We start from the raw sequence: 7753 nt of genomic DNA on the forward strand, positions 1-7753 counted from the left end.
GGGGGCGGGGACCGGCCGGGGGATCTCGGCTCTCGACCTAGTCGAGGGCCCGGTGATGGGCGAAACGCGACACCAGCGGCGGCTCCATCAGCCAGCCGTGAGCCCGGCCGTGCCGTGCGTCAGAGGTGTCGGCGGTCTCGCGCAGCAGGGCGAAGGCCATCACCGCGCCGATGGCCAGCAGGCCCGCGCACAGGGGCATGGCCCGGTTGAACGCCGTGTCGAAGGAGTCGGGGGAGCGGTAGGCGTCCGGGCTCATGCCGACCAGCAGGGGCAGTGCGGCCACGGAGATCAGCCCGGCCGCGCGCGCGGCCGCGTTGTTGATTCCGCTGGCCAGGCCCGCGTCGGCGGCCTCGACGGAGGCCAGTAGCGTCACGCTCAGCGGAGCGACCATGATGACCATGCCCGTCCCCATCACGAGCAGGGCGGGCAGAACGTCGGCGAAGTAGGAGGCGTGCGTGCCCACCCGCGCCGTCATCACCATGCCCGCCCCGCACACCACAGGGCCGACGGTGAGCGGGATGCGCGGTCCCAGGCGCTGGGCGAGCGTCCCGGAGCGGGCGGAGAACAGCAGCATCAGCACCGTGCTCGGCAACATGGCGGCGCCCGCAGCCAGTGCCGAGTAGCCGGCGACGATCTGCAGTTGCAGGGCGGTCAGGAAGAAGAACCCGCCCAGCCCGGCGTAGACGCACAGGGTGATCAGATTGATGGCCGTGAATGGCCGTGACGAGAAGATCGACAGAGGCATCATCGGGTCGCTGCTGCGCCGCTCCACCAGCAGGAATGCGGCCCCGGCCGTGAGACTGCCCGCGGCCGCTGCAAGGGCGACGGGCCCGCCGGAACGGGCTTCGGTCAGCGCGTAGGTGGCCAGAGCGAGCGTCAGCGCGCCCAGCGCCGCACCGGCGAGGTCGAAGCCCCGCCGGGACGGGGTGTGGGTACCGGCCGGGACGGTGCGCTGCTGAGGCCTGCCGACGGACTCCGGGACGTGGCGCATTGCCAGGGGCACGCACAGCAGCGCCGGGGGGATCGTCAGCAGAAAGGTCCAGCGCCACCCGGGGCCGTCGACGAGCCATCCGCCGAGAAACGGGCCGAGTGCCGCCCCGATGCCGCCGAACCCGGACCACAGACCGATGGCGCGCGGCCGGTCGTCTGGGTGGAAGGAGGCTTCGATGATCGCCAGTGAGCCGGGGGTGAGCAGTGCTCCGCCGACGCCCTGGAGAGCGCGGGCGGCGATGAGCGTGGTCGTGTCGGGAGCCAGTCCGCACAGCAGGGACGCCGCAGCGAACCAGATGATGCCCAGGACGAAGATCCGACGTCGGCCGAAGCGGTCGCCCAGGGATCCGCCCAGCAGGATGAGTCCCGCCAGGGTCAGCATGTAGGCGTTCACGGTCCACTGGAGTGCGGCGAGGTCGGCGTCGAAGTCGTCGCCGATGTGCGGCAGCGCGACGTTGGTGACGGTCGAGCCGAGCAGTACCACGCTGGAGCCGAGGACGGTGGCCAGAAGGGTCCATCGGCCACGGGCGCTGGCGATGCGCAGGAAGGCCGGGTCGCTCGGGGCGGGGGAGGGGTGCATGTCGTCTCCTTGGGACAGTGGGCCAGGAGGCGGCCGGTGCGTTCGTGCCGGGCAGCGGATGCGGCAGGTCGGTCTTCTCGTCTACGCACGGGTGCGCTGTGTGGGCGGTGGCGGGTGGCGCGTCCGTATGCCAGGGGTGCGGTGGTTCACGGGTGAGCCTTCGCCTGGGACCCGGGGTGTGCGGTTCGCGGTGTGGCGTCGTATGGACGCAGGGTGTCTGAGGGTCCGTCTCCCGCTCGGTGTGCCGGGGCGAGCGGGAGACGGACGGTGGGCGTCCGGCGGGCCGGAGCGCGCGGGTCAGCCGAACATGCCCGGCTGGTAGCCTCCGGCGGGCTGCTGGTTGATGACGTTGATGCGGTTGTAGGCGTTGATGATCGCGATCAGCGAGATCAGCGCGGCGAGCTGGTCCTCGTCGTAGTGCTTCGCGGCGTTGGCCCAGGCCTCGTCCGACACCCCGCCCGCCGCGTCGGCGATGCGGGTGCCCTGCTCGGTGACCTCCAGCGCCGCGCGCTCGGCGTCGGTGAAGACGGTGGCTTCGCGCCAGGCGGCGACTAGGTGCAGCCGCTGCTGGTCCTCACCTGCGGCGACGGCGTCCTTGGTGTGCATGTCGGTGCAGAACCCGCAGCCGTTGATCTGGCTGGCCCGAATCTTCACCAGCTCCTGGGTGGCGACGGGAAGCGCCGAGTGCACAGCGGCCCCGGCCGAGTTGAGGTGCTTCATGACCTTGCCCGCGAGAGCGTTGCCGAAGTAGTTGATGCGCGCGTCCATGTAGGGATCCTGAGAGTCGAGTGATGGGGGATGAACTGACGTGAGGTTGCTGTGATTTCGAGGCCGTGAGCTCCGGTCTCGCCGTTACTGCTTGCTGCTCCAGTCGGCGAAGTGCGTCTCGCCGAGCTGTGCGTCGGGGCCGGGCAGCAGGTCGGACTCCTTGAGGGCGGCGCCCCAGTAGAGGCCCTTCGGGTCCGTCACGACCGTGCGGGGGTCGTTGTGGGCCGCGAGGCCCTTGCGGATGAAGTCCTCCAGGGCGAAGGTGTCGGGGCCGGCGACCTCGACGATTCCGTTGACCGGAGTGCCGACCGCCGTGCGGCCGACGGCCGCGGCCACGTCGCCCGAGAAGATGGGCTGGATCTTGATGGGGGCGACGGACACCGTTTCACCGCTGGTCGCCGAGTCCGCGAGGGTCTTGGCGAACTCGAAGAACTGCGTGGCGTGGACGATCGAGTACGGCACTCCGGAGTCCCGGATCATGTCCTCCTGGACCTGCTTGGCCTGAAAGTAGCCGGACTGCTGGAGGCGGTCGGTGCCCACGACGGACAGAGCCACGTGGTGTGTGACGCCGGCGGCAGCCTCCGCAGCGAGCAGGTTGGTGGTGGAGGCGCGGAAGAACTCCATCACCGCGTCGTCGTCGAAAGAGGGGGAGTTGGAGACATCGACGACGACGGAGGCGCCCTTCAGGACGTCGGCCAGCCCTTCGCCGGTGACCGCGTTGACTCCGGTGTTCGGGGAGGCTGCCACCGCCTCATGGCCGTGTTCGTTGAGCTTGGAGACGACCTTGGAACCGATGAGTCCGGTTCCGCCGATCACTACGACCTTCATGGACTTTCCCTTCACTGATCTCGCACGGTGCCCGGTGGGTCTGCGGCGACCTCGGCCACGGCACCGGCCGCGATGGCGCGTACTCTCCTGACCAGGCGACCCCGGCATCTGTGACAGGGCGGCGCACAAAGATTTCGCGCCGCTGTCGATCGCCCTCACACGGCGGGTCCGGCATCGTCGGAGGCGTCGCGCCACGGCTCGGTGGTTCCGGTCGGGGCGGGCCACAGGGGTGTGCGGCGCACGCCGGTCGTCGCGGACCACACCATGGCGTCCGGCAAGGCGGGCGCGGCGCCGGGGCGGTCGGACCGGTGGTGGCAGTCCTGGGACCCGGGCCGCTCCCAAGCATGCTCGGAGGCCTGACGCACCGCTTCCCACCACGAGGACGGACGTGGTGAGCTGGTGTCCGAGCGAAGACATGGGTCCTCCTATGACAGCGAACGGACAGGATCATTGGTTGGGAACGACCGGACAGGCCCCCGATTTGTGACAACCTCAACGTATTTCCGGGCGTGGAAGTAGTCACACTGTCTGTCCGCACCGCGAGGGTGGGGCCGCGGTTATCGTGACAAGGATTCTTCCGAACACCGCTGCGGGAGCACTGTTCCCCCCGAATCCCGCCGAGGAGCCGAGTCGCATGATCGCCAGCCCGCTTCCCGCTCTGGTCGGCCGGCAGCGTGAGTGCACGGCGCTCGACAACCTGCTGGCCGGCCTTCGGGCCGGCGGTTCCCGCGTCATGGTCGTACGGGGCGAGGCGGGCATCGGCAAGTCGGTGCTGCTGGAGTACATGGCTGCGCAGGCGTCCCGGGTGCAGGTGACCTGGGCGCGCGGTGTCGAGGCCGACATGGAGCTCCCGTACGCGAGCCTGCACCAGGTGTGCGCGCCGTTCCTGGACGGTGTCGAAGAACTGCCGCAACCCCAACGTGACGCCCTGCGCGTGGCATTCGGGACGGCGGTCGGCGATCCGCCCGACCGTTTCCTGGTCGGCCTCGCCGTTCTGACCCTGCTCACCCGCGCCTCGGAGACCCGGCCGGTGCTGGTGCTGGTGGACGACGCCCAGTGGCTGGATCAAGTGTCGTTGCAGACACTTGAGTTCGTGGCCCGGCGCCTGCTCGCGGAGCCGGTCGCCATGGTGTTCGCGGTCCGCGACCCTGAGGGGCAGTCCGCACTCGCGGGCCTGCCGGCGCTGCAACTCAGGGGACTTGACGCCGCTTCGGCTGGGGAACTCCTGGAGGGAGCTGTGGGGGGACGGTTGGAGGAACGGGTCCGGGACCGGTTCGTGGCCGAGACACACGGCAACCCGCTGGCGCTGCTGGAATTCTCCCGCGGGCGCAGCGCCGCCGAATTGGCCTACGGCGTCGACGCGTCGAGTGCCTCGATCGTCCAAGGGCCGGTGGCCAGCCGCGTCGAGCGTGATTTCGCCGGGCGGCTCGGTGCGCTGCCGGCCGCGACCCGCACCCTGCTGCTGATCGCTGCGGCGGAACCGGTGGGCGACGTGCGCCTGTTGATCCGCGCGGCCGCTTCCCTCGGCATCACTCCGGACGCCGCACCGGCCAAGGCAGCCGGCCTGATCGAGTTCGGCGAGCCGGTACGGTTCCGGCACCCGCTGGTCCGTTCGGCGGTCTACCACGGGGCCGAGCCGGAGGATCGACGTGCGGTGCACCGGGCCCTGGCCGAGGCCACGGACCCCCTCCTGGACCCTGACCGGCGCGCTTGGCACGCCGCGCAGGCGGCCGACGGGCCGGACGAGGAGGTCGCCGCAGGACTGGAGCAGGCCGCCGACCGCGCCCGGCAGCGCGGGGGCATCGCGGCCGAGGCGGTTCTGCTGGAACGCGCGGTGGAGGTGACGCCCGATCCCTGGCCGCGAGGGCGCCGGGCCCTTGCGGCGGCCGAGGCGCACTTCTCGGCCGCCGCGCCGGAACGGGCGACGGAATTGGCCGCGGTGGCCGACCTGTATCCCCTCAGCGTCCTGGACCGGGCCCGCCTGGCACGTCTGCGGGCCAGAATCCTGTTCGCCCGCAGACGCAGCGACGAGGCGGCACCACTGCTCCTGGACGCGGCGGCACAGTTCACCGCGGCCGGATCTCCCCTGGCGCGGGAGACGTACCTGGAGGCGATCAGCGCGACCATCTTCGCCGGCCGGGTCCACGGTCCGACAGGCGCCCGCGCCGCGGCGATCGCGGCCCGGGCGTCCGGGGCGCCCTCCTCGGGCTCCAAGGCCGCGGACGCTCTCTTGGACGGTGTGGCGGCCCTGCTCGCGGACGGCTCGGAGACGGCCGTCCCGGCCCTGCGCGAGGCACTCGACCTGCTCGAGCACGAAGAGCTCCACACGCGGGAGGCGACCGTACGGTGGCTGCTACTGGCCCCGGTCGCGCTCGAGTCGTTTATCCACTGGGCCTGGGACCTGCATGCCTGGGACACCCTCTCGACTCGCGCGGTGCGTCTGGCCCGAGACGTCGGAGCACTCGGCAGCCTGCCGCCGGCTCTGATCTACGCGGGCGGGGTGCACATCCACTACGGCGACTTCGCCGAAGCCGACCGGATGATCGACGAGGCCGACGCGATCGCCACCGCGACCGGCCACGCCCCGCACAAATACGCCACGCTCGTCCTGGCCGCGTGGCGGGGTGAGGCGGATGTCGCCGCCGGCATCATCGAAGAAGCCAGAGAGCGCGCCGTGCAGCGGGGCGAAGTATCCCTGCTCGGTGCTATGGGCTACATCCAGGGCGTGCTCTTCAACGGACTGGCCCGCTACGAAGAGGCGATCGAAGCCGCCCGCACTGGTATCGAGCACGACGGGTTCAACTTCACTGGTCTGTCGCTGGTCGAGCACGTTGAGGCCGCGACGCGTTGCGGTGAACTCGACCAGGCCCGCGCCTCGTTGGCCCGCCTTACCGAACTCACCCGCGCCGCCGACTCCGGATGGGCGCGGGGTGCGAGCGCACGCAGTGAGGCGCTGCTGGCCGACGGTGAGGTGGCCGACCGCCTGTACCGCACGGCGATCGAGGAATTCGGCCGCGGCAGGGTTGTGGTAGAGGTGGCACGCACCCACCTGCTGTACGGCGAGTGGCTGCGGCGCGCACAGCGCCGCGCGCAGGCCCGCGAGCATCTCCGCACGGCCTACGACATGTTCGGCGCGATGCCGGCTCACGCGTTCGCCGAACGGGCCCGCCGTGAGCTGATCGCCACCGGCGAGCAGGTGACCGCGCGGGAGACCACACCGGCGAACGCTCTCACCCCGCAGGAGTCGCAGGTCGCAGCCCTCGCCGCCGACGGCATGACGAACGCGCGGATCGGCGCGGAGCTGTTCATCAGCCCCCATACCGTGGAATGGCACCTGCGGAAGGTCTACGTGAAGCTCGGCATCAGCTCCCGCCGAGCCCTGCCGGACATCCTCGACAGCGCACGGGCACGGTGATCCTCGCTCCGGAGGACAGCCATGGCCGCAGAACGCCGGCCGCAACCACAACGCACACTGTGATGTGCAGAACCACGAGTTGAGGAAGACAGTGGCAATGGTGGATCCGGGCAAGCCCGATCAGCGCGTCGAACAACGGGACGCGAAGCACTGAGGCTTCGCGGGAACTTGGCGCCACGGCCTCGGTGTTCGCCAACTTCCGTCAGTACCTCATGGGATGGGGCACCCAGAGCCGAGCGGGCAACAGCGTCGACCAGTTCCGCAGCGGGCTTGCCACCCCGCAGTTCAACGGCGTCGTACGCGTACGGACGGTGTCCGTGGATGGGGCGGACGTGACGGCCGTCCGCAAGGAGTTCGCGAACGTTCCCTGGTGGTGGTGGGTCGGACCCGACAGCCCCGCGGACACCGCCGACGTCCTGCGGTGCCGCGGTGGACGAGAGCTCACGGCCCTCCCCGTGATGGTGCTCCCGCTCGACGAACCGGCCGACCCGAGCACAGTCCCGCACACCGCTCGCACCGGTTTGCGGGTGGAGCCGGTCCGGGACGATGAACGGCTGACCGAATTGGTCCGGACGTACCGGGCGTCGATGGGGGTCGAACCCGGGCTGGAGGCCGAGATGGTGCGCATCGAGTCGCGGCGCGAGGACAACGCCGACATCATCCGGCTGGCCGCCGTGCTGGACGGCCGAGTGGTCGGGACGACCGTGGTGATCACCGCCCACGGGGTGGCCGGGATCTTCCTCGTCCACGTGACCGAAGCACATCGCCGGCGGGGCATCGGTGCGGCCCTGACGGCCGCCGCGCTCCTGGTGGGGTGGGAGCGCGGGATGCGCTGCGCCGCGCTGGTGGCCAGCCCTGCGGGCGAACCGTTGTACCGACGTTTCGGCTTCACGAGGACATCCGAGTACCGGCTGTTCGCCTTCCCCGCCTGAGCCGCAGCCGGCCCGGACACGGAGTACGCGCCGCCCCTCCAACCTGCACGCCGGGCGCCGCGGGTGAGGAGGCCGCGCACGTAGCCCTGGCACGTGATCCGGCCACCGTGTCACACCGAGTGCCGACGACCGGTCTAGAGGCAATACTGGTGACTTTGGGGGGTTCTGTGTCGTTGTGTGGGTGTGCCAAGGCCCGGACAGGTGAAGTCGTCAGATGGTGAGCGGTTGTCGGATCGGATC

General features: G+C 70.7%; 6 protein-coding genes. 2 read left to right on the top strand and 4 right to left on the bottom strand.

Annotated elements, in window-relative coordinates:
* Window positions 1-37: 37 nt before the first annotated feature.
* The 4 genes from ADL25_RS40340 to ADL25_RS40355 all read right to left on the bottom strand — a co-directional run bounded on the left by ADL25_RS40340 (window position 38) and on the right by ADL25_RS40355 (window position 3531).
* Entirely contained in the window at window positions 38-1570 is a 1533-nt protein-coding gene (locus tag ADL25_RS40340) for an MFS transporter (protein WP_059132910.1), read from the bottom strand.
* Between the two features lie 297 nt (window positions 1571-1867).
* Window positions 1868-2338 carry a carboxymuconolactone decarboxylase family protein gene (locus ADL25_RS40345; RefSeq protein ID WP_059132911.1) on the bottom strand — a complete coding sequence of 157 codons (471 nt, stop codon included), beginning with the start codon at window positions 2336-2338 and terminating at the stop codon, window positions 1868-1870.
* A gap of 84 nt (window positions 2339-2422) precedes the next feature.
* The gene (locus ADL25_RS40350) at window positions 2423-3166 is read right to left on the bottom strand and encodes an SDR family oxidoreductase (protein ID WP_059132912.1); all 744 of its coding nucleotides are present in this window, start codon (window positions 3164-3166) and stop codon (window positions 2423-2425) included.
* A 155-nt stretch (window positions 3167-3321) separates the two neighbouring features.
* Window positions 3322-3531, bottom strand: coding sequence for a hypothetical protein (locus tag ADL25_RS40355; RefSeq protein WP_059132913.1), 210 nt, complete (start codon window positions 3529-3531; stop codon window positions 3322-3324).
* Window positions 3532-3800: 269 nt separating this feature from the next.
* Between ADL25_RS40355 and ADL25_RS40360 the strand changes: the two genes are divergently transcribed.
* Together ADL25_RS40360 and ADL25_RS40365 are read left to right on the top strand one after the other, a co-directional pair.
* On the top strand, window positions 3801-6581 hold the full coding sequence (locus tag ADL25_RS40360) for a helix-turn-helix transcriptional regulator (RefSeq protein ID WP_059132914.1): 2781 nt from the start codon (window positions 3801-3803) through the stop codon (window positions 6579-6581).
* A gap of 185 nt (window positions 6582-6766) precedes the next feature.
* A complete protein-coding gene (locus ADL25_RS40365; RefSeq protein WP_059132915.1) occupies window positions 6767-7513 on the top strand; it encodes a GNAT family N-acetyltransferase in 747 nt (248 codons plus the stop codon).
* The last annotated feature ends 240 nt before the right edge of the window (window positions 7514-7753 follow it).

Source organism: Streptomyces sp. NRRL F-5122 (assembly GCF_001507435.1).
GTDB classification, from domain to species: Bacteria; Actinomycetota; Actinomycetes; order Streptomycetales; family Streptomycetaceae; genus Streptomyces; species Streptomyces lannensis.

What these genes read in the sequence shown, in the direction of transcription:
- ADL25_RS40340 (WP_059132910.1), bottom strand. Translation starts at nt 1,570, where the DNA reads ATGCACCCCTCCCCCGCCCCGAGCGACCCGGCCTTCCTGCGCATCGCC.
- ADL25_RS40345 (WP_059132911.1), bottom strand. Translation starts at nt 2,338, where the DNA reads ATGGACGCGCGCATCAACTACTTCGGCAACGCTCTCGCGGGCAAGGTC.
- ADL25_RS40350 (WP_059132912.1), bottom strand. Translation starts at nt 3,166, where the DNA reads ATGAAGGTCGTAGTGATCGGCGGAACCGGACTCATCGGTTCCAAGGTC.
- ADL25_RS40360 (WP_059132914.1), top strand. Translation starts at nt 3,801, where the DNA reads ATGATCGCCAGCCCGCTTCCCGCTCTGGTCGGCCGGCAGCGTGAGTGC.